The organism is uncultured Cellulomonas sp., assembly GCF_947494015.1.
Lineage (GTDB): Bacteria > Actinomycetota > Actinomycetes > Actinomycetales > Cellulomonadaceae > Pengzhenrongella.
Genome location: NZ_CANLTL010000010.1, coordinates 61,784 through 83,459, shown reverse-complemented (window position 1 = coordinate 83,459; position 21,676 = coordinate 61,784). Strand labels below are relative to the sequence as shown.

At 76.2% G+C, this 21,676-nt stretch carries 17 protein-coding genes and 1 pseudogene; 7 read left to right on the top strand and 11 right to left on the bottom strand.

Going from position 1 to position 21,676, the window contains the following annotated elements; genetic code table 11:
- The first annotated feature begins 100 nt into the window (after positions 1-100).
- Both Q0840_RS12520 and Q0840_RS12515 read left to right on the top strand, forming a co-directional pair.
- Positions 101-649 carry a copper chaperone PCu(A)C gene (locus Q0840_RS12520; protein ID WP_298459879.1) on the top strand — a complete coding sequence of 183 codons (549 nt, stop codon included), beginning with the start codon at positions 101-103 and terminating at the stop codon, positions 647-649.
- A gap of 75 nt (positions 650-724) precedes the next feature.
- Positions 725-1,150 (top strand): PRC-barrel domain-containing protein, encoded by a 426-nt coding sequence (locus Q0840_RS12515; RefSeq protein ID WP_298459878.1) that lies wholly within the window; start codon positions 725-727, stop codon positions 1,148-1,150.
- A 37-nt stretch (positions 1,151-1,187) separates the two neighbouring features.
- Here Q0840_RS12515 and Q0840_RS12510 read toward each other — a convergent pair whose 3' ends face one another.
- From Q0840_RS12510 to Q0840_RS12485, 6 genes and pseudogenes are all read right to left on the bottom strand, one after another.
- Positions 1,188-2,411 carry a YibE/F family protein gene (locus tag Q0840_RS12510; RefSeq protein ID WP_298459877.1) on the bottom strand — a complete coding sequence of 408 codons (1,224 nt, stop codon included), beginning with the start codon at positions 2,409-2,411 and terminating at the stop codon, positions 1,188-1,190.
- A 121-nt stretch (positions 2,412-2,532) separates the two neighbouring features.
- Positions 2,533-3,335: pseudogene (locus tag Q0840_RS12505) on the bottom strand (YcnI family protein).
- Between the two features lie 139 nt (positions 3,336-3,474).
- Positions 3,475-4,164 carry a hypothetical protein gene (locus Q0840_RS12500; RefSeq protein ID WP_298459876.1) on the bottom strand — a complete coding sequence of 230 codons (690 nt, stop codon included), beginning with the start codon at positions 4,162-4,164 and terminating at the stop codon, positions 3,475-3,477.
- Positions 4,165-4,269: 105 nt separating this feature from the next.
- On the bottom strand, positions 4,270-6,612 hold the full coding sequence (locus Q0840_RS12495) for a bifunctional diguanylate cyclase/phosphodiesterase (RefSeq protein WP_298459875.1): 2,343 nt from the start codon (positions 6,610-6,612) through the stop codon (positions 4,270-4,272).
- 165 nt (positions 6,613-6,777) lie between these two features.
- The gene (locus tag Q0840_RS12490) at positions 6,778-7,029 is read right to left on the bottom strand and encodes a MoaD/ThiS family protein (RefSeq protein ID WP_298459874.1); all 252 of its coding nucleotides are present in this window, start codon (positions 7,027-7,029) and stop codon (positions 6,778-6,780) included.
- A complete protein-coding gene (locus Q0840_RS12485) occupies positions 7,026-7,925 on the bottom strand; it encodes an NTP transferase domain-containing protein (protein ID WP_298459872.1) in 900 nt (299 codons plus the stop codon). Before Q0840_RS12485 ends, Q0840_RS12490 begins: the two co-directional genes overlap by 4 nt.
- Positions 7,926-7,994: 69 nt before the next feature.
- Here Q0840_RS12485 and Q0840_RS12480 point away from each other — a divergent pair, with 69 nt between their 5' ends.
- Both Q0840_RS12480 and Q0840_RS12475 read left to right on the top strand, forming a co-directional pair.
- Positions 7,995-10,010 (top strand): PAS domain S-box protein, encoded by a 2,016-nt coding sequence (locus Q0840_RS12480; RefSeq protein WP_298459871.1) that lies wholly within the window; start codon positions 7,995-7,997, stop codon positions 10,008-10,010.
- Between the two features lie 81 nt (positions 10,011-10,091).
- The gene (locus Q0840_RS12475; protein WP_298459869.1) at positions 10,092-10,832 is read left to right on the top strand and encodes a response regulator; all 741 of its coding nucleotides are present in this window, start codon (positions 10,092-10,094) and stop codon (positions 10,830-10,832) included.
- A gap of 36 nt (positions 10,833-10,868) precedes the next feature.
- On the opposite strand, the gene Q0840_RS12470 is transcribed toward Q0840_RS12475, so the two are convergent.
- Together Q0840_RS12470 and Q0840_RS12465 are read right to left on the bottom strand one after the other, a co-directional pair.
- The gene (locus Q0840_RS12470) at positions 10,869-12,902 is read right to left on the bottom strand and encodes an EAL domain-containing protein (protein ID WP_298459868.1); all 2,034 of its coding nucleotides are present in this window, start codon (positions 12,900-12,902) and stop codon (positions 10,869-10,871) included.
- A gap of 76 nt (positions 12,903-12,978) precedes the next feature.
- The gene (locus Q0840_RS12465; RefSeq protein ID WP_298459867.1) at positions 12,979-14,802 is read right to left on the bottom strand and encodes a hypothetical protein; all 1,824 of its coding nucleotides are present in this window, start codon (positions 14,800-14,802) and stop codon (positions 12,979-12,981) included.
- Between the two features lie 155 nt (positions 14,803-14,957).
- Here Q0840_RS12465 and Q0840_RS12460 point away from each other — a divergent pair, with 155 nt between their 5' ends.
- A complete protein-coding gene (locus Q0840_RS12460) occupies positions 14,958-16,061 on the top strand; it encodes a YihY/virulence factor BrkB family protein (RefSeq protein WP_298459866.1) in 1,104 nt (367 codons plus the stop codon).
- Positions 16,062-16,084: 23 nt separating this feature from the next.
- Positions 16,085-16,522, top strand: coding sequence for a hypothetical protein (locus tag Q0840_RS12455; RefSeq protein WP_298459865.1), 438 nt, complete (start codon positions 16,085-16,087; stop codon positions 16,520-16,522).
- Positions 16,523-16,619: 97 nt separating this feature from the next.
- Here Q0840_RS12455 and Q0840_RS12450 read toward each other — a convergent pair whose 3' ends face one another.
- From Q0840_RS12450 to Q0840_RS12440, 3 genes are all read right to left on the bottom strand, one after another.
- Entirely contained in the window at positions 16,620-17,111 is a 492-nt protein-coding gene (locus tag Q0840_RS12450; RefSeq protein WP_298459863.1) for a hypothetical protein, read from the bottom strand.
- Between the two features lie 161 nt (positions 17,112-17,272).
- Positions 17,273-19,108 carry a 4-alpha-glucanotransferase gene (malQ, locus tag Q0840_RS12445; protein ID WP_298459862.1) on the bottom strand — a complete coding sequence of 612 codons (1,836 nt, stop codon included), beginning with the start codon at positions 19,106-19,108 and terminating at the stop codon, positions 17,273-17,275.
- A gap of 236 nt (positions 19,109-19,344) precedes the next feature.
- A complete protein-coding gene (locus tag Q0840_RS12440; RefSeq protein WP_298459861.1) occupies positions 19,345-20,118 on the bottom strand; it encodes a DUF2382 domain-containing protein in 774 nt (257 codons plus the stop codon).
- A gap of 300 nt (positions 20,119-20,418) precedes the next feature.
- Between Q0840_RS12440 and Q0840_RS12435 the strand changes: the two genes are divergently transcribed.
- A complete protein-coding gene (locus Q0840_RS12435; RefSeq protein WP_298459954.1) occupies positions 20,419-21,624 on the top strand; it encodes an aminotransferase class I/II-fold pyridoxal phosphate-dependent enzyme in 1,206 nt (401 codons plus the stop codon).
- Positions 21,625-21,676: the final 52 nt, after the last annotated feature.

Here is a 21,676-nt window from a genome sequence, read left to right as displayed (position 1 = left end):
CGGCGCCGGGCACGCGGCGCGTGGATCGGACCGCCCGCGACCCCCGCCACGGACGATGCCCACCACGGACGATGCCCACCACAGACGAAGGCGGACCACCATGACGGCACCCCGACCGGCCGGCTCCCTGCGACACCGCGCGACGGCGCGGCGCCCGCGCGCGCGACGCCCGCGCGCGCGACGCGCCGTCGGCGTCGTCGGCGTGCTGGCCACCGCCCTGACCCTCGGTGCATGCGGGCGAGGCCAGGAGTTCGTGGAGAACAACCCGCCGGGCGCGAACGTCACGGTGAACGACATCTCGGTGCGGTACGCGCACCTGGAGGACCCCGACACCCCGGGGACCGGGTACGTGCCGGGCGACGACGTCCCGCTGTACCTGTGGCTGCAGAACGAGTCGTCGCAGGACGCGACGCTCGTGGAGGTCTCCAGCGAGATCGCCTCGGGCGTCACCCTGGAGGGCGCCCAGCCGCCCGTCGAGCTGCCCATCGGCACGCTGGTCGAGATGGGACCGGACGACCCGCACTTCGTGCTCGAGGACATCACGACGCAGATCCGTGGCGCCGAGCTGGTGCCCGTGACGCTGACCTTCTCCGACGGGGCCAGGGTCGAGATCATGGTCGAGGCCGTCGAGGTCGGCGCGATCGACTGACCGGCGGCGGGCCACAGCAGTGCGCGGCCGGCCCCGGCCGCGCCGGGCGGGGACGCCAGGACGGGAGACCTCACGATGACGAACCAGGACGACAGCCACGGCAGCAGCGCGCTGGTCCGGCTCGGCGACGCGGGCCTGACCGTGCCACGCGAGCAGGACGTCCGCGGGCTGGCCGTGGTCGACCGCGACGGCGAGGACATCGGCACGGTCGACGAGCTGCTCGTCGACGAGGGCGAGCACCGCGTGCGGTTCCTGGAGGTGGGATCCGGCGGCTTCCTCGGGATCGGTGAGGAGAAGCGGCTCATCCCGGTCGACGCGGTCAAGGCGATCGACGAGCGGGTGCACGTGGACACCACACGGAGCCTGATCGCTGCCAGTCCCCCGTACGACCCCGACGTCGCCCGGGCCTCGCCCGAGGACTTCTTCGGCGGGCTGTACGGGTACTACGGCGTCGCGCCGTACTGGGGTCCGGGGTACGTGTACCCGGCGATGCCCTGGTAGCACCCGGGCCGCTCACCGCCCAGCGGGCAGCCCGGTGCTACGTCCGACGAGCGACGGCGGCGTGCTGCGCGCCATCCCGCGGCGCGCCGTCCGGGTCGCCCCCCGGCGCTGGGTCGAGCACGCCGTGGGCGGCCGACCGCACCGCGGTGGCGGCGATCGCCGTGGTGACCGGGATCGCCAGCACGAGCCCGATCGACCCGACCAGGGTGCGCGCGACCTCCTCGGCGATCTCCCCGCTGGTCAGCGACTGCAGGATCGGCCGGTCGGAGATGCTGACCAGCAGCACCAGCGGCAGGCTCGCGCCGAGGTAGGCGAAGACGATGGTGTAGACCGTCGACGCGATGTGGTCGCGGCCGATGCGCATGCCCCGCCCGAACAGCTCCGACCAGGAGGCCCGCGGGGAGCCCGCGTGCAGCTCCCAGACGGCCGACGCCTGGGTGATCGTCACGTCGTTGAGCACCCCGAGCCCGGCCAGCACCATGCCGCACAGCAGGACAGCCCGCAAATCGGTCAGCGGCGCGGACGACTGCAGGTCCAGCGCGTACTCCCCGGACAGGCCGGTCAGGTGCGCGGCGTCGCCGGCCCAGGCGGCGAGCCCCGCCGTCACCACCAGGCCGACGAGGGTGCCGACGAGCGCCGTCGACGTGCGGGTCGAGAACCCGTGGGCGAGGTACAGCACCACGAACATGATCGCCGACGACGTCACGAGCGCGACCGGCAGCGCGGGACGGCCCTCGAGCAGCGCGGGCAGGGTGAAGGTGCCGAGCACGGCCAGCGAGACGCCGAGGCCGACGAGCGCGGCCAGCCCGCGCCAGCGCGCCACGAGCACCACCCCCACGGCGAACAGCACCGCGAGCACCGCGAGCGGCGGGCCCCGGACGTGGTCGACGAACACGTACGGCGTCCCCTCCGCGGCCGCCTCGGCCACGTACGCCACCGTGATCCGGTCGCCCGGGGCGACCTGCGACAGGTACTCCGGCGGCACGAGCACCCACACCTCGGTGCCGTCCCCGAGCGTCCCGCGGACCTGGTCGGCGGCGTCGGGGGCCGCGGCGTCCACCGCCTCGACCGTCACCCGGTGGAAGGTCATGCCCGGCGCGGTGGTCTCCAGCACCGGCCGCTCCTGCGCCCGGGGCCACAGCACCGCACCGGCCACGACGGTGGCGAGCAGGGCCGGGATCAGCACGGCGGCGAAGATGGCCCGGGCGCGCCGGCGCACCGGGCGGACGGCGGGACGGTGGTCGTGGCTGTGCGTGGTCATCGGGGCCAGCATCGGCGAGCGTGCCCGCCGTCGGACGCCGGACACGCCGCACCGCGGCCGTGCCCGTGAGGTGCCACCGGCACTCGCCGGCACCTCACCGGCACGGTCGCGGCGGGTGACCTCAGGCGGTGCGGTCGGCCGGGCCCGCCGGACGACGGCGCCGCACCACCGCGACGAGCAGCGCGGCCAGCCCGAGGGCGAACCCGGCTCCGCCGAGCCACCGGGCGGCGTCGTCACGCGCCGGGGCGTCCGTCCCCGACGACGCGCCGGGCGCCGTGGCCGAGGACGCGCCGTCGGACGCCCCCGAGGCCGGCTGGGCGGAGTGGCCGGGCCCGTCGTCGGCCGCCGCCGTGGTCACCAGGACGGGGGCCGGGTGCTCGGGCTCGACGCCGTCGGGCAGCGGCTCGTCGTCCCACGCCACGGTCTCGCCGTCGGAGAGGGTCTGGACGGCGGGCAGCAGCACCTCGGTCCCGGCGTCGGGCAGCGGCCCGACGGACAGCGAGAAGTCCTGGTACTGGCCGGGGCCGACCTGCGTGCCGGGCTCGGCCGTCCAGACCACGGCGAGCGGCGCCTCGGTCAGCGTGGCCCGTCCCGGGTGACCGGCTCCGGGAGTGCGCCGCGCTCCACGACGGCGGTCCAGCCGGGCATGGGCGTGGTGCGGACCGAGGTCAGCGGGGTGTCGGTGGGCAGCTCGACCCGCAGGGCGGTGGTGCCGGCCGTCTCGGACTCGGTGGGCACCCGGAACGTGAGCACGGTGAAGCCACCGGCCGAGGTGCTGTCCGGGACGACGCGCACGTGCGCGTGCGCGCCCGGCGCCGTGGCCAGCAGCAGACCGGTCGCCGTGGCGGCGACCAGCCCGACGCGCGCCGTCCGGGACGTGACGTGGAGGGTGGTGTGGCAGGTGGTGCGGGGCAGTGCAGGCATGGCAGGACGTCCTTCGACTCAGGGGGTGCGGGCGGACGCCACCGCGCGCGCCGGAGGGCGCGCGGGAGGGGGGCGGGAGGGGGCGATCCGCCGGGGCGATCACCGCGGCCGCTCCGTGGCGCCGCCGAGCCGGACAGGCTCAGCCGAGCGGGCGGAGGACGGCGCCGCACAGGGTCGGCGGTCCACGCCGGGGTCTGCCGCGCGCCTGGACCCGGACCGCCGGCGGGACCGCCGGAGCGGGCGCGACCGACCACGCCGGACGACCACGCAGCGGGGGCAGGGCCAGCACCACCCCGGACCGCAGCGGCCACCACACGGTGAGAGCCGCGGCCGCGGCCGCTCGGACGGCACGGTCACCCTGCGCCATCACGACCGCGGTCACGGCGGTCGCCACCAGGTGCGCCAGCGCCATGCGCAGCTCCGCGCCCCCGTCGGCCCCGCCGTGGTGGACGTGCACGGGGACGGGCACCGGCACCGGCACCGGCACGGGGGAACCGCACACCGGCATCACCGTGTGCGCCCCCGCGGGTGCGCACGCGGCGAGGGGTGGGGAGGCCGGGGCGAGGCTCCAGCCGGCGGTCACCGCGAGCAGGGCGTGCGCCGCGTACTGGCTCGCGCCCAGGACGGCGAGCACGGCGCCGGTCGACAGCCGTCCGCGGGCCAGCACGACGGCCACCGCAGCGAGGGCCACCAGCAGCAGCCCGATGGCGCCCGGGGTCGGGACCGCCCCACCGCCGACGACGTGGCCCCCGACCGCCGCGGTCGCCATCGCCCCGACGACGGCCCCGGTGCGGCGCAGGCTGACCCGCCGCTCCGAGCCCTCGTCCATGCCGCCACTGTAGGTGCGCGTCCGTGGACGCAGCGTCGACCACGCGGCCGGTCCTGCGCGGCCGGGGCCGGTCGCGCGGCGGCCCGGCCTGCCCGGTCGCCCAGCTCAGGCCGGGCGCGTCAGCACGTGGTCGTGGCCGCCTGCGGTCCACAGCGGGGCCCGCGCGTGGTGCGTCCGCCACCAGGCGACGAGCTCGGCCGCGGGCACCGGCCTCAGGTACAGGAACCCCTGGGCGGCATGGGCGCCGGCGTCGACCAGCACACGGTGCTGCTCCGGGGTCTCGACCCCCTCACCGACCACCTCGAGGCCGAGCCGGCGGCTCATCCGGACGATCGCCTCGATGGCGGCGAGGTCCGCCTCGCACCGTCCGGCACCCGCGACGAACGACCGGTCGATCTTGACGATGCTGGCCGGCAGGGTGCGCAGCGTGGTGAGCGCTGCGTAGCCGGTGCCGAAGTCGTCGACCGCGACGCGCACGCCGAGCGAGGCGAGGTGGTGCAGCCGCGCGAGCGCGTCCGGCGCCTCCAGGATCGTGCTCTCGGTGATCTCCAGGACGAGGTCGTCGGGCGCGAGCCCGGACGACCCGAGGGCGCCGCGGACCGTGCCGAGGAGGGCGTCGTCGGCCAGCTGGACCGGCGACACGTTGACGTGGACGGCGAGCGTGAGTCCCTCGGCGCGCCACGCGGCGGCGTCGGCGCACGCCTGGCGCACCACCCAGGCACCGATCCCGTGGATGGCTCCGGTGCGCTCCGCCTGGCTGATGAACTCCGCCGGTCCGAGCAGGCCGCGGGCGGGATGCCGCCACCGCACCAGCGCCTCGACCGCACGGCATCCGCCGTCGCTCAGGTCGAGGACCGGCTGGTAGTGGAGCTCGAGCTCGCCCCGGCCGGCGGCGGCCGCGAGCTGCCGGGCGAAGACGGCGGCGCCGTCGGTGACGGTCGCGGCGGGCCGGTACACGTGGACCGCGCGCTTGCCGTGCGCCTTGGCCGCGTACATCGCGATGTCGGCGTGCTGGAGCAGCTCCTCCGGGGAGCCGGCGTCGCGGGTGTGCGCCACGCCGACGCTCGCGGCGACGAACGTCGGGCGTCCGTGCAGCACCACGGGGCGGCACAGCACGGCCAGCAACCGCTCGGCCATCCGGCGCGCCTCGTCGGGGTCGGTCCCCGGCAGGACGATGGCGAACTCGTCGCCGCCGAGCCGGGCACGGACGTCGCCAGGGCGGGTCGCCTCCACCAGCCGGCTCGCCACCACCTGCAGCAGCAGGTCGCCGGCCGCATGGCCCTGGCCGTCGTTGACGTGCTTGAAGTCGTCCAGGTCCAGGAACAGCAGCGAGGCACCGGCGCCGGACGTGACCACGTCCGCGAGCGTGCGCTCGAACGCGGACCTGTTGGCCAGCCCGGTCAGGGCGTCGGTGCTCGCCTGGACGACCAGCGCCTCCCGCGCAGCACCGTTGCGCACCGCGAGCGCCACCTGGTTGACCAGCGCCCGGGCGGCCAGGACACCGTGGTCGCCGACCGAGCCGTGCGAGCCGTGCGAGCCGTGCGAGCCGACCAGCATCCAGCCGGTCCCGCCGAGCTCCGGCAGCGGCAGCACGGCCCAGTGGCACGAGGCACCGGCGTACTCGTCCAGCCGGACGGCGCGTCCGGCCGCGTCCGGCCCGACGACGTCGAGAGGCACCCGGGCGGGCAGGTGGGGCAGCTCACCGGTCGACCCGCGGACACGAAGCGCCGCACCGTCCTGCGTCACCGCGAGGATGCGCAGCCCCGGGGTGGCGTCGCAGATCTCGGCCGCGGCGATCCAGGCGCGCCGGTAGATCGCCTCCTGGTCGCTCTCGGCCAGCAGGTCGGTGCTCAGCGCGACCAGCGCGGCGTCGCGGCGGGCGGCGAGCTCGCGGTCACGGATGCTGACCGCGAGCTCGCGCAGCACGGCGACGGTGAGCAGCATGAGGGGGTAGGAGCCCAGGACGGCGGGGGCGTCGGCACCGGGCGAGCCGCCTGCGACGGCCGCCGCGGCGCCGAGGCCGACGGACAGCCCGACGATGTGCAGCAGGACGCGGGCGTACGCGCGCCTCGCCGAGCCGTACAGCGAACGGAACCACAGCGCCGCGAACACGAAGCCGAGCGCCTGCCCGGGGACGGGCGCCACCGTCACGAAGGCGGCGAACGCGACGGTGTCGACCAGGTCGCCGGTCACGGTCGCCCGGGCCCTGCGGTAGCCGTGCCACCAGGAGGCCGCCAGGACCAGGCAGGACGCCGTCGCGACCACCGCGCCGACCGGCGTGGCGGTGACGACGGTCGGCGGCAGGGTCATCGCGAGGGAGACCAGGCCGAAGACGAGGAACAGCCACCGGGTGCCCTCGACCGCTCCGGCCGGACGCGTGGGCAGCCGTGCGCGCAGGACCGCCGGCAGCCGCGACACGCGGGCGGTCAGGCGGGTGGGCAGAGACATCGGGGCTCCCCCACGGTGACGTCGGCGCACCCCGGTGGCGCGCACTGGCGCCCTATCGGCAGTCGGAGGCCCCCGTGCAGTCATCACCGCCCACGCCGCCCTATCGGCGCATGGAGCGCGTCCAGCGGCACCGGCGTGCCGCGGGTGCCGAGCCGCCGGACCGGGTCAGCCCCCCGCGAAGGGGGGCAGGACGTCCACCGTCACGCCGGGCGGCACCGGGCTCGCGTCGTCCACCAGCCGACTGCCGGCGGCCAGCAGCGAGCAGCGCCCGAGCACGCGCCCGAGCTCGGGCCCGTGCGCGGCGACCATCGTCGCGCGGAGCTCGCCCGCCGTGCGCGCCGCGGCGTCGTCCAGCGTCTCCGAGGCGACGCCGGCGGCCTCCGCGGCCGCGGCGAAGTAGCGGACCGTGACGCTCACGCCTCGCTGCCCTCGCGCCACTCCTCGACCAGTCGCGCGACCGTCTCGGCCGTCACCCCCAGGGCGGCGCGGTCGCCGGTGCCGGCGCCGACGGCGCACCCCATGAGGAACGTCGTCAGCGGCACCGCCGGCCGAGCCACGGTGTGGGCCACGTCGCGCGTCAGGTCCAGCACGAGGTCGCGGTCGAGCACCTCGGCGTCGACGCCCAGGGCGCCGGCCACGCGCGTGACCCATCGGTCCAGGTCGTCGGGGGTCTGCGCGGTCATGGGGTCCCTCCTCGCCAGCACGGTCTCGAGCGTCGCGACATCGTGCCACGTGTCGGCGTCGGCGCTGTGCCCGGCCGGGTCGGCCACGTCGACCATCCGCAGCCGTCGGAGCAGCCGCCGCAGCGGCATCCCCCGGACGCCCTCGGCCGCGTCCAGCGCGGCCACGGCGCGGCGTAGCGCGGCGTCGCGGTGCAGCGCCACCGGCTGCGCGCGGCCGTCGCGGACGAGGTGGGCGCCGTCGGCGTCGGGGTGGGCGTCGAGCGCGGCCCACAGCGCCGGCACCGCGGCGGCAGCCTGCGGCACGTCGCACGCGAGCACGAGGACGTGCCGGTCCGGGTCGGCGTCCGACGCCGTCCGCGCACCCCGCAGTGCGGCCAGGCCGGCGTGCAGGCCGGCGACCGGGCCGCCGAGCGGTGGCTCCTCGAGCACCGTGGTGACTCCCGGCCGGGCCAGGTGCGGCGGTCCGACGACGACGACCCGGCGCGCCCCGACGGTGGCGTCGAGCGCGCGGTCGAGCAGGGTGCGCCCCGCCACGCCCAGCTCGGGCTTGCTCACGCCGCCGAGCCGGCGTCCCTCACCGCCGGCCAGCACCACCGCGTCGAACCCGCCCCGCACCCGGCCCCCGCTCATGGCCCGCAGCCTAGGCTCCGCGGGTCGCTGCGCAGGTCGGCACGGGGCGTGACCGCGTACGGTCGTGCGGTGCCGTCCGAGCTGCCGTCCGAGCTGCCGTCCGAGCTGCCGTCCGAGCGAGCGACCACCGTGGTGCTGATCGACGACGCCCCGGAGGTGCGCGCCCTGGTCCGCACGCAGCTGCGGCTCTCGGGGCGGTTCACCGTGGTGGGCGAAGGGGCCGACGGGCACGACGCCGTGGCCCTGGCCGGCTCACGGCGCCCGGCCCTGATGCTGCTGGACGTGTCGATGCCGGGCATGGACGGGCTCGCGGCGCTCCCCCGGGTGCTGGCGGCGTCGCCGGGCACGCGGGTCGTGCTGCTGTCCGGGTTCGGCGACCCGGAGCTCGCCGCGCGGGGCCGCGAGCTCGGGGCCGTCGCGTTCGTGGAGAAGTCGGTCGCCCCCGACCGCCTCCCCGGCGCGCTCGCGGCGATCCTCGACGACGGGCGCGACCCGGGGCGCGACCCGTCATCGACGGCTGAGGAGGTACCCGCCGACGAGGTCCCCGGGGGCGGCGACGGCGCCGGTGACGGCCTGCGCGGCGACCTCGAGCGGTTCCAGGAGGTGTTCGAGCAGGCCGCCATCGGGATGGCCACGATGACGCTCACCGGCCGCCTGGTCCGCGTGAACCGCGCGCTCGCCGACCTCCTGCAGCGTCCGGTCGACCAGCTCGTCGGGACGGACTGGGCGGACCTCGCCACCGGGCCGGGGGCGGACGCGGTGCGCCGGGCCCCCCGGACGCTGGACGCCGGCGCGGTGCCCGTCGTCCAGGTCGAGCACGACGTCGCCGACGTCGTCCCCCGCCGGGTCGTCGCCGCGACCGTCGCCGTCGTCCGGGGCGAGCACGGCCGGCCGCTGTACCTGCTCCTCCAGGCTCAGGACGTCACGGCGCAGCGCATGGCCGACGAGCAGCTGCGGCAGAGCGAGGAGCGCTTCCGGCTGCTGGTCGAGGCGGTCGAGGACTACGCGATCTTCATGCTCGACCGCCACGGGAACGTCGCGAGCTGGAACGCCGGTGCTCAGCGGATCAAGGGGTACTCCGCCGAGGAGGCGATCGGCCAGCACTTCCGGCGCTTCTACCCCGCCGACCGGCAGGCCGAGCGGCACCCCGAGCACGAGCTGGAGATCGCCCTGCGCGAGGGCCACTACGAGGAGGAGGGGTGGCGGGTCCGCAAGGACGGCAGCACCTTCTGGGCGAACGTCGTCATCACGGCCGTGCACTCGGGCGGACGGCACGTGGGCTTCGCCAAGGTGACCCGTGACGTGACCGAGCGTCAGCACGCGGGACAGCAGCGCGAGGCCGCCGCGGCGGCACTGGCCACGGCCAAGGAGGAGCTGGAGACCATGAACGCCCGGCTGCTGCGGGCCGCCGAGGACCAGCAGCAGTTCCTCGCCGTCACGGCCCACGAGCTGCGCACCCCGGTCACGGTGCTAGGCGGCTCCGCCGACATCCTCGCGCGGCACTGGGAGCACCTGGCCGACGACGAGCGCAGCGAGATCGTCGACGGCATGACCGCGAGCGCCGCCCGGCTGCGCCGCCTGCTCGGGGACCTGCTGACCGCCGCGCGCCTCGAGGCGGGCGCGGTCACGCTCACCCCTGCCCGCGTCGCCGTGGACGACGTGCTGGCGAGGTCGTCCGCCGCCGCCCGAGCCACCGGGGGCGCGGGCGGCCCGGGCGAACCGGTCGACGTCCGGGTGGACGGCGAGCCCGGGCTGACGGTGCTCGCCGACCCGGACCGCTTCTCCCAGGCCGTCGACAACCTGGTCGGCAACGCGCTGCGGCACGGCGCCGCGCCGGTCCGGGTCGCAGCGGTCGCCGACGGTGACCGGGTGGTGGTCCGGGTCCGCGACAGCGGACCCGGTGTGCCCGCCGCGATGGTGCCCCGCCTCTTCGACCGGTTCGCGACCGGCGCCCGGCGCGGCGGCACCGGGCTGGGCCTGTTCATCGTCCGCGAGCTCGCCCGGGCCCACGGCGGCGACGCCTGGTACGAGCCGGGCGCCGAGGGCGCCGGGGCCGTGTTCGCCGTCTCCCTGCCGAGGGGCTGAGCCGTGCCGTCGAAGGTCCCGGGCGGGCACGCGGAGCGCTCCCCAGCGCCGGACCCGCCGGTCGGCGATAGCCTGCCCGTCGTGGTGACCAGGGTCGTCCTCGTCGACGACGTACCTCAGGTGCGTCGACTGGTGCGCACGGCGCTGCGCTTCTCCGGGGGATTCGAGGTGGTCGGCGAGGCCGGCGACGGCTCCGAGACGCTGCGCCTGGTGGGCGAGCTGCAGCCGGACATCCTCGTGCTGGACCTCGGCCTGCCCGACATCGCGGGCCGCGACGTCCTCACCCGCGTCCGGGAGAAGTCCCCGGCGACCAGGATCGTGGTCTTCTCCGGCATGGCGGACCCGCCCGACCGCGAGTGGATCGACCAGCGCGTCGCGGGCTACGCCGTCAAGGACGCGGACCTGGACCTGCTCGTCGACCTGCTGCGCACCGTCCGCGACCAGCGCGACGTCGCCGTCTGCGACCTCCCGCGCGACCTGATCAGCGCCCGCGAGGCACGCCGCTTCCTGCGCGCGACGCTGGAGTCGTGGGACATGACCGCCGCCGAGGACGCCGCCCAGCTCGTCGTCAGCGAGCTCGTGACCAATGCGGTCACTCACGCCGAGAGCGCGTGCCAGCTGCGTCTGTCCCGCACCGCCGCGGGACTGCGGGTCGAGGTGGTCGACGGCGGCGCCGGTACACCCGACCCGCAGCCGCCGAGCATGACCGGGCTGCACGGCCGGGGCATGCACATCATCGCGGCGCTCGCGGTCGCCTGGGGGACGGAGCTGCTCGACGCCGGCGGCAAGGTCGTGTGGGCGGAGCTGACGCCCGACTCCTGAGCCGATCTCGTCCGCGTCTGCGTCCGCGTCCGGGCCTCAGGCGAGGGCGTCCGACGTCGCGACGTGCCGTCGGGCCGGGGTGCCGGCCGGTGGGGTGCCCTGCGGGGCCATCGGCCCCGCAGGGCGTCCTGGCCGCGGCGTGGGGACGGTGCCACGCGGCGCGGGGACGGTGCCACGCGGCGCGGGGACGGTGCCACGCGGCGTGGGGACGGACCCCGTGACGAGGGCCGGCCGCGAGTCGGCCGGCAGCGGTGGCGCCGGGACCGCCGCCGCGGGCACGGCCCCGGACGTCCGCGGCGCGCTGTCGACGTCGCGATCCGTCCGCAGGCGGTCCAGCAGCTCGGCGTGCGGCAACGGTGCGGACCACAGGTAGCCCTGCCCCTCGTGGCACCCGCGGTCGCGCAGCCAGTCGGCCTGGTCGGCGGTCTGCACGCCCTCGGCGACCACGTGCAGCCCCAGGGCGGCCGCGAGCGCGAGGATCGACGTGACCAGCGGTGCCTCCGACTGCGGCCCGCCCACCACGGCCACGAACGACCGGTCGATCTTGAGGATGTCGAACTGCACCTGACCCAGCCGTGCCAAGCTCGCGTAGCCGGTGCCGAAGTCGTCCATCGCGACCCGCACCCCGTGCGCGCGCAGCGCACTCAGCGTGCCCAGCACCACGGGGGACTCGAGGTCGAGCAGACCCTCGGTGATCTCGATGACCAGCGCGCTCGCCGGCAGGCCGGACGCGTCGAGCGCAGCCCGGACGCGGGTGAGGTACGCCGGGTCGGCGAGCTCGGGGCCGGACACGTTCACGGCGACACCGCGCGGCCCGCGGGCGCCCCTGGGCCACCCGGCGGCGTCGTGCAGGGCGCGGTCCAGCACGAAGGAGCCGAGGTCGACGATGGCGCCGCTCAGCTCGGCCTGGGGGACGAACTCGTCCGGTGGGACGAGACCGCGCTCGGGGTGACGCCAGCGCACGAGCGCCTCCGCGGCGACGACCCGGCCGGTGCGCAGCTCGACCACGGGCTGGTAGTGGACCTCGAGGCGACCGTCGGCGATGGCGGCTCGCAGCGCGGTCGCGTCCGCCATCGCCCCGGCGTGGTGGCGGGTCGTGCCCCGGCTGGTGCGCTTGGCCAGGTACAGCGCGGTGTCGGCGCGGCTGATCAGCATCGACGCCGAGTCGCCGCGCTCCCACTGCGCCGTGCCGGCCGAGCACGTGACGCCCGGCGGCAGCTGTCCGCGGACCCGCTCGACGACCTCGCGCGCGCTGAGCTCCGCCCCCGCCGGGGCGAGCACGACGAACTCGTCGCCCCCGGTGCGGGCCACGACCGCGCCGGCCGGGACCACTGCGCGCCAGGTCCGGGCGACCGCCTCGAGCAGCAGGTCCCCGGCCGCGTGACCGCCGCGGTCGTTGACGGCCTTGAAGTGGTCGAGGTCGACGACGGCGAGCGTGGGCGCGGCTCCCGTCCGCTCCGCGCGGCTCATCATCTCGCCGAGCCGCTGGTCCAGGCCCCGCCGGTTGAGCAGCCCGGTCAGCGGGTCCACCTCAGCGGCCGCCGTGGCCCGGACCTGGCGACCGGCGAAGACCCCGACCAGGACGACCACGCCGGCGGTCATCGCGGTCGCGGCGGTGCTGACGTCGGGGACGCGGGACAGGGCCAGCACGACGCCGACCACCGACAGCACCCCGTGCACCGACGCCGCCAGCCAGGAGGTCATGGTGAAGACGTTGACCACGATGAGCAGGTACAGCAGCGCGATCGCCATGGCGACGGTGCCGCCCCCGGACACCAGCACGCCGACCGAGATCATCGCCCACGCGCCCAGCAGCACCGCCTGGTGGGCGACCGGCCACAGCCGCCCGCCGACCAGGACGATCACGGCGCCCATCCCGACCGCGACGGTGGCCAGGGCGCGGATCGCGCCCGCGCCCGCGTCAGGCCCGTCGCCGACCAGCGTCACCAGCCACGCGAGTGCGCCGCCGCCGGCGAACATGAGCCCGGTGGTCGCCGCGACGGTTCGCCGGCCCACACCGCCGGGTGGGCGCGTGAAGGCGGCCCAGGACGTGCTGCGACGGATGGACATGCCGGTGTGATCGGCCGGCGGCGTCCCGCGGTGACCGTCCCCGCCGAGGTTCAGCCGGTCGGCCGCACGGCCCGCGTCACTGGTAGGTGACGAGGTCGGGCACCGGCGCGACCCCCTGGACGGTCTGCGCGGGCGTCAGCATGGGCAGGTCCTCGTCGATGAAGTTCTTCCAGCCCCACCACACCCCGGCCGGGGCGTCGGCGTGCAGCGTGCGCCAGGTGGCCTGCTTGGCGGGCTGGCTGCCCTGCCCGTCGGCGTGGATGACCATCGCGAGCTCCGGCCGGCTCATGTCGATGGCCTCCCGGTCGGGCAGCATGTCGAGCCGGAACTGATGCAGCACGAACATCTTGGGCGGCAGGCCGTTGTCCCGCGTCAGGTCGGCCAGCCACTGCACGACCGAGTTGACCTCGGCGGCGCCGACCGAGCCGATCCGCTGCAGCGGCCGCTCGTCCGGGCCCAGGCGCCACTCCGGGTCCAGGGCGAGCCCGACGTGCGGCAGCCGGAGCAGCTCCTCGTACTGCCTGGCCTGCGTGAGGAAGTCCGAGCGCCCCGGCTGCAGATCCAGCATGACGTACACGCCCGCCGCGCCGGCCGCCTCGACCCACGGCCGCAGCACGTCGACCGGTTGCTCGTTGGAGAAGTTCCCGTCCGAGCCGGCCGAGCCCGCCGCGACGGTCGCGATCATCTCGAACATGGGCACCACGGTCCGGTCGGTCAGACCGTCGTACTGCGCCGCGGTGGCCTGCGCCCGCTGGATCGACGCCTGCGCGCCCTGCTCGCCGAGCAGACCCAGGCCGGACGTCACCGGGCTGCCGTAGAGCGCGACGAACTGGTGGCCCGGGAACAGCACCTGTCCCCCGCCGGGAAGCTGGAAGCCCGTGCGCGCCGACCGGATCTTCCACTCCAGCGCCGGCTCCGCGCCGAGCGCGGCGCCGATCGCCAGCACCTGCGTGGCCGTCGAGGCGTTCAGCGCCCCGATGGCCACGGCCGACGCCTGCGGGTTGGGCCGGTCGGCGGGCACGAGGTGCACCGGGACGCCGGCCGCCCGCGCCGTGGCGACCGACGCGAGGTCGGCGGGATCGTCGACGGCGAGTGCCACCACGTCGTCCAGCGGCGCGTCCCGGACCACCGCGGCCAGGTCGCCGGGTGATCCGGTGGCTGACGCGGGGGGTGACGCCGGGCCCGCGCCCTTCGGCGTCCCGGCGGGCGACGGAGCGGGTGTGCCCGGCGCGAGGGCGGCGACCTCCGCCGCGAAGCCGGCCGGGTCGGCGGTGCCGGCGGGGCCGGCGGGGTCCAGGGTCAGCCCCGTCGCCGCGGCGAGGGCCGGCGCCGTCGGCTCGCTGCGCACGACCGTGCGGTCGCCGTCCGGGGAGTCAGCGGCGTCGGCGTCGGCGAGGTCGCCGGTGAAGCCGGCGACCTCGCCGACCACCACCACGGTGCGCACACCCAGCCGGTCGAGCTCGTCGGCGAGTGCACCGTCCGACGCCGCCGCGGTGGCGTCCGAGGTGGCCGCCGTGCCGTCGGGCGCGGGCTCCTGGCCGACGAGCAGCGGGACGCCCAGGGCGACCGAGGCGTGCGCGGCGAGCCGCTGCACGTCCGGCCGCCCGGTGGGGACGACCACGGCGACCGCCGAGGAGTCGAACAGCGACTGGCTGGTCCGGATGGCCGCCTCGGCGTCCGTCGCGGCACCGACCACGGTCAGCTCAGCGCCCGGCGCGGACGTCGCCGTCCGCAGCGGCTCGGGCGACGGGGACGCGCTCGGCCGGGCGTCGCCGCCGCCGGTCGACGTCGACCCCTGCCAGGAGCAGCCGGTGACGGCCAGCAGGCCGGCCACCACGAGCGCGGCGGTGCGGGTGCGTGGTCGCGGGCGGGATGCAGCGGGTGGCGGGGCCATGATCATCACTCCACGCTAGTTCACGGCCGGGGCACGCCCGCCGGGGCCCCGGCGGTGCCCCGGGGCGCGACGTCCGGCAGGGTGGAGGTCACGAGGCCGTGCCCGACGCACGTGCCTGACGCACGTGCCTGACGACGCCCGACCCCGAGGGAGGTGCCCGCATGGCTCACAGCGCCGCCCCGCCGGACCCGAGCACACCCGCACGGGTGCGGGCCTTCCTGCGGCACTACGTCGCCGAGGTCGTCGACGACCGCGTGCCGGGGCTCGCCGCCGAGACGGCCTTCTTCGTCGTGCTCGGCATCTTCCCCGGGCTGCTGATCGCGGCGAGCCTGCTGGGCGTGCTCGACGTCGTCGTCGGGGAGGACCTGGCCGAGCAGGCCCAGGTGCGGATCGTCGACGCGGTCGACCTGGTGCTGACCGAGGAGGCCTCCGGCGCCCTGGAGACGGTCGAGGGCCTGTTCCAGAGCCGTGGCGGGGTCCTGACGGTCGCGACCCTCGGCGCGCTGGTGACGGTGTCGGGCGCGTTCGCCGTGGTCATCAACGCGCTCAACCTCGCCTACGACTCCACCGAGCGTCGCAGCTGGATCCGCCGACGCCTGCTCGGCATGCTCATGGGCCTGGTGACGGTGGTCGTGGTCGTCCTCGCTCTCGCGGTGCTCATCATCGGCCCGCTGCTGGGGCGCGGTGAGGCCCTGGCCGACGCCATCGGCGCCGGCTCCGCGTTCACCTTCACCTGGAACGTGCTGCGGGTCCCGCTCCTGGTCGTGGGGGTCGTGGCGTGGACGGCGACGCTCTTCCACTACGCGCCCAGCCGGCGCACGCGGTGGCGGCACGCGGTTCCCGGCGCCGTGCTCACCGCTCTGCTGTGGGTGCTGGCCAGCGGCGGCTTCCACCTGTACCTGCAGCTCGCGGCTGGCACGAACCCCGTCCTGGGTGCCTTCGGTGGCGGCGTGATCGTGATGCTGTGGGTGTACCTGCTCAGCCTCGCGCTGCTGCTGGGTGGCGAGCTCAACGCCTCGCTGCACGGCTGGCGTCGGGGCGACCGCGGCGACACGGATCGGGCCCCCCGCGGCGACCCCGCCCCGAGCCCGGATGACGGTGAGGACGCCGGTGAGGATGCCGGTGAGGACGCCGGTGAGGACGCCGGTGAGGACGGCGACGACGAGCGGCCCCGCCCTGCCGAGCGACCGCCCGAGCATCCTGGCGAACCCTCCCAAAACGGGCATACTGGACGGACGCCTCGTCGGTCGAGGGGGCGGACGTGACGGCGCACCGCCAGGAGGCTGACGTGTCCACTTCCACCGATCTCACGACCGCCCGGTCGGCCCGGACCGGGACCCTCCTGCGGGTGCTCGGGGCGATCACCCTCGGCTTCTCCGGGTACCTGCACCTGCGGATCGCGCTGGACCGTCCGCCGCTGTTCGGCGACGGGGAGGTGACGCTCAGCGGCCTCTTCGTCGCCCAGGCGGTCGCCGCCGCCGTCGTGGTCGTGTGGGTGCTCGTGCGCGGCGACGTGCTCGCCTGGCTCGCCTTCGCCGCGGTCGCGGCCGGCTCCCTGGTCGCCCTGCTGCTCAGCGTCGTGGTCCGGATCCCGTCCATCGGCCCGCTGCCGGTCATCTACGAGCCGCTGTGGTACACCGACAAGTACCTCGCCGCCATCTCCGCAGGACTTGCGGTGGTGGTCGCCCTGGTGGCGCTCGCGCTGCTGCGCCGTCGAGCTCGCTGAGCCGTCGGCGAGCTGGGCCGGCGGCCGGCACGACACAGGCCCGGACGGACGTCCGGGCCTGTGCGCGTGACGACTGCCGATCCGGCTGCGGATCGGGTCAGGCGGTCACCTCGAAGGTCCCCGTCATCGGCGGGTGCGGGTCGCAGGTGTAGGTGTACTCGCCCTCCTCGAGGGTCACGTCCCAGGTGACGTCCTCGACCTCGGGGACCGACGTGCTCTCGTCGACCCCTCCCCCGGTCAGGTGGAAGTTGTGCATCGCCGCCGGGTCGGTGACCTGGATGGTGTAGTCGCCGGCCGGAAGGGACGTCACCGGCTCGCCGTCCTCGGTGGTCAGCGAGATCTCGAAGGCCTCGGGGTCCGCCTCGGTGCCCACCATCGCCAGCAGCACCGTCGCCTCCCCCGTGCCCGCGGTGGCCGGCTCGGAGGCATCCGCGGTCGGGGTCTCCTCGTCGGTCGCGGCCTCCTCGTCGGTCGGGACCGCCGCCTCGACGGACTCCTCGACCTCCCCGGCGATCTCCTCGGGCTCACCGCTGCACGCGGTGAGCAGGGCCAGAGATGCCAGGACGACGCCCAGTGATTGCTTCCTCATGTGCCGAGCCCTTCGCTCAAAAGGTTGAGGGGGCAACCTTCTTGCCTGACGGCGCTCTGCGCAAGCACCGTCTCGTGAGCAGACCGACGCGCCGTCGTGCCGCGCGGTCCGGGCTGCGGGCGCTGGCGGGTGGCGGAGGGCGGCCACGGGGCCCGTTGAGCTCAGCCGGCGACCGCGCGGCTGCGCCGGGCGTCCAGGATCGCCGCCACGTCGCGGGCGAGCGGCTCCTCGAGCAGGTCCTCGACCGGCCGGGGCAGCGCCAGGCACCAGTTCGGCCAGGCGGTCACGGTGCCGGGCATGTTCGGCCGCTCGGCGACGGCGCCGGCGTCGTCGAGCGAGGCGAGGACCACCCGGGCCGCGCAGTCGGAGAGCCGCGAGTACTGGGCCCGCACCGCGCGCGCCACCTGGTCCGGGCCGACGGGCTCGGACAGGTCCACGCCGGCCACGCCCGCGAGCTCGCGCCGCACCGACTCGAGCTGCTCGAAGTTCGCGGACTTGCCGATCCGTCGCAGGTCGTCGTTGTCCGACCCGGTGAGCGTCCCGGCGATCGTGGCCTGGTCGTGCGTGGAGGAGGCTCCCATCGCCGGCTCGGGGAACTGGTCGACCGGCAGCCGCAGGGCGGCCCGGTACCCGAGCATGCCCTGCTCGGCCATCGTCTCCCGGACGCCGTCGGCGACGGTGCCCATGTCCTCCCCGACGACCCAGGCGCCGGCGCGGTCGGCCTCGAGCCGCAGGACGGCCAGCAGCGCGTCGACCGGGTAGTGCACGTAGACGCCGTCGGCGGGGTGCGCACCCTGCGGGACCCAGTACAGCCGCCACAGCTGCATCACGTGGTCGATGCGCAGCGCACCGGCGTGGGCGAGCGCAGAGCGGACCATGGCGACGAACGGGCCCAGGTCGGCCGCGACGAGACCGGCCGGGTTGACCGCCGGCAGGCCCCACTTCTGGCCGTCGAGGTTGTGCCGGTCCGGCGGGCAGCCCACCTCGTAGTCGAAGCAGACGATGTCCTGGTGCACCCAGGCGTCGGCCGAGGAGGAGTCGAAGCCCACGGCCACGTCCGCGACCACGGTCGCGCCGGCCGAGCACGCCGCGCCGAACTGCACGTCGGCGACCCACTGCGCCCAGCTGAAGAACGCGACCCGCTCGGCCTGCTCGGCCGCGAGCTCGGCCGCCCCGGCGGGCGTGCGGTACTGCTCGGGCCAGGACGGCCAGTACGCCGTCGCGAACCGCTCGGCGAGGACGCACCAGGTGGCGAAGCGGTGCAGGTCCTGGCCGCCGGCGGCCACCCACACGTCGTGCTCGAGCGGCAGCCGGTCGCGGGTGGCGGCCCAGATCCGCTCGAGCGCGGTGCGCTTGAGGACCCAGACGGTGTCGCGGTCGATGAGCCGCTGGCCGTTGAGCGCACGGGCCCGCTCCGCGAGGTCGCCGAGGTCGACGTCGGCGGCCCCGGGGACGTCCTCCACGGCGATGTGCAGCAGCTGCAGCCACTGCCGGGAGGCCGGCGAGTACGGCGAGGACTGCTGGACCGGGCACGGCGCCGCGGCGTGCACCGGCGAGATGAGCACGGACCCGGCTCCGGCGGCCCGGGCGGACCTCGCGACGCGGGCCAGGTCGTCGAAGTCGCCGATGCCCCAGGACCGGCGCGAGCGGGCGGCGTAGAGCTGCACGGCCCAGCCCCAGCCGCGCTCGGGCTGCGGGAAGCGCGCGGGGGCGCTGATCACGAGGCGGGACGCGCCGTCGTCGGTCCGCAGGCGGTAGTAGCCCGCCTCGGGGCCGATCCCGTTCGCGTCGCCGAGGACGACGCCGTCGAGGTTCTCCAGACGCCCGGTCAGGTCGGCGCAGGGCTCGCCCGGGCAGCAGACCAGCGGGGACGCGGGGACGCCGGCGCCGGTGACCGACGCCGCCACCACCGCACGGGTCTGCGGGTTGAGCTCCTGCAGCGCGCCGTGCGCGTCCACGTAGGTCGCCGGAACGACCTCAGGAAGTGTCAGGGTCATCGCGTGATCTCCGTGTTGCAGCAATGGGAATCCCGCGGTGGGACTTCCCGGGAAGTTAACCCGGCCCGGGGCGCATATCAAACACCGGTCCGGCTTTTCACCCAGCGGCCGCCGGGTGCCGCGGCCACCGTGTGGTGCCCGCGACGACCCGTCTCGGTCACGCGGCCCATCGACGTGGCGGGGTGCGGATTGAGCGTTTCGTCCCGCCCGGCCGTGGCGCGGCGTGGCGCCGGGGGTCAGCGCCGGTCGTCGCGGGTCCGGGGTTCGCCCTCCGTGGGGACGTCGACGACCTCGGCCTCGGCGCCGGGTTCGGCCGGGTCGTACTCGAGCCGGACCTTCTCCCGGCGGACCGGCACCGTCACCTCCTTCTGCTCGGTGACCGTGTAGCGGCGCATCCGCACCCGCTCGGTGGGCACCTGCTCGGTGCCGACCACCCGCAGCTGCTCCTCCGAGCGCACCATCGAGTCGTCGTCCACCGACCCGTCGCCGCGCGCCTCGTGCACCTCATGGCGTCGCGCCTCGGCGGCGGGCAGTGCGGCGCCGGTGGTCAGCTCCGCCGGCACCGGGCCGGCCGCCGCCAGCTCGCCCCGAGGTGGGATGGGGTCGGGGGTCGGCACGGGGCGGGCGACCCGCAGGGAGTCGTCCCGGGCCTGCGACCCCCGGTCGTCGGCCCCCTCGACCTCGTCGTCGTGCACGAGGCCGTAGTGGCGGTACAGCGCACGCTCCTCGTCCGGCGAGAGCCGGCCGCCGGCCGACTCGGGGCGGGGGGCGTGCTTGACGTCGTCCTTGCTGTAGGGCACGTGGATCTCGTCGCCGCGGGTCACCGCCCCGATCAGTGGCACGAAGGACTCCGCCCGGCCGAGCAGCCCGGTGTGGACCGTCACCCAGGCCGGCTCCCCGCTGACGGTGTCCAGGAAGACCTCGCCCATGGCACCGATCCTCGACCCGTCCGCGGCCAGGACCGGTGTGTCGGTCCCGAGCAGTCGCTGGATGTCCTCGGTGGTGATCATGGCGGTGTCCCTCCGGTGCGCTTCGGCGCCACGGGCCTCCGTGACGGGTTCGTGCGGACGGTGACGGACCGCCGTGCTGCCCCACCGTGGGGTGGGCGGCTGCGGTGCGAGCCCCCGTGCTGGTGCTGGTGCTCGTGCCCGTGTTCGACGGTAGGGACGGCGCACCGGGCTCGCAACAGGGGCCCCGCGTACGCTCGCCGTGTGCAACCGTCCCAGCCGCCCCCGTCGTCGCCCGCGCCAGCGCCTGCGCGTCCGGTGCCGCCGTCGGAGCCGTGGCGCCGTGTCGCCCGCGGGGTCGGCCTGCTGGACGCTGCGGGCGGCGTCCGGTCCACGGTGTTCGCCGAGATGACGGCACTCGCCCGGCGCACCGGCGCACTCAACCTCGGCCAGGGCTTCCCGGACGACGACGGTCCCCGGTGGATGCTGCAGGCCGCCGCCGACGCCGTGCTCGGTGCACCGCACGGTCCGCCCGGCCTCAACCAGTACCCGCCCGGGCCGGGCCTGCCCGGTCTGCGCCGGGCGGTGGCGACCCACCAGCACCGTCACTACGGGTTGGCGGTGGACGCCGAGCGCGAGGTGCTGGTGACAGCGGGCGCCACCGAGGCGGTGGCCGCCGCGGTGCTCGCGCTGGTCTGCCCGGGCGACGAGGTGGTCACCCTCGAGCCGTTCTACGACGCCTATGCGGCGGTCGTCGCGCTGGCCGGCGGCGTCCACCGGACGGTGCCGCTGCGTCCCGGCCCGGACGGGTTCGCCGTCACCGAGGCCGACGTCCGGGCGGCGTTCTCGCCGCGCACTCGCCTCGTCCTGGTCAACACCCCGCACAACCCCACCGGCACCGTGCTGACGACCACGGAGCTCGGCTGGCTGGCGGCGGCGGCCCGGGAGCACGACGCCGTCGTGGTCACCGACGACGTCTACGAGCACCTGACCTACGACGGTGCGCGGCACGTCCCGCTGGCGACGCTGCCCGGCATGGCCGGCCGGACGCTGACGGTCTCCTCGGCCGGCAAGAGCCTGTCCGTGACCGGGTGGAAGGTGGGCTGGGTGCACGGGCCCGAGCACCTGGTCACCGCGGTGCGCACGGTCAAGCAGTTCCTCACCTACGTCACGCCCGGTGCGTTCCAGCATGCCGTGGGCCTCGCCCTGGCCGACGACGACGGCCGCACCGCCGCGTACCTCGACGGCCTGCGCGCCTCGCTGGTGCAGCGTCGCGACCGGCTGGCCGACGGCGTCCGGGCGGCCGGGCTCGTCCCCGCGCCCTCGCGGGGCACCTACTTCCTGCTGGCCGACGCCGCGCCCGCCGGGTTCGACGACGGCGCGGAGCTGTGCCGGCTGCTGCCCGAGCGTGCCGGCGTGGTCGCCATCCCGGTGACGGCGTTCTGCCACCCGGGCAGCGCGACCGCGACCGCGCTGCGCTCGTGGGTGCGGTTCACCTTCGTCAAGGACGTCGCGACCACGACCGAGGCGGTCCGGCGGCTGGAGGCCGCCCAGCTCTCGCGCCGGTAGCCACCCCGGGCGACGGCCCGAGCGCCTCACGCGGGTGGGGCGCCGACAGCGG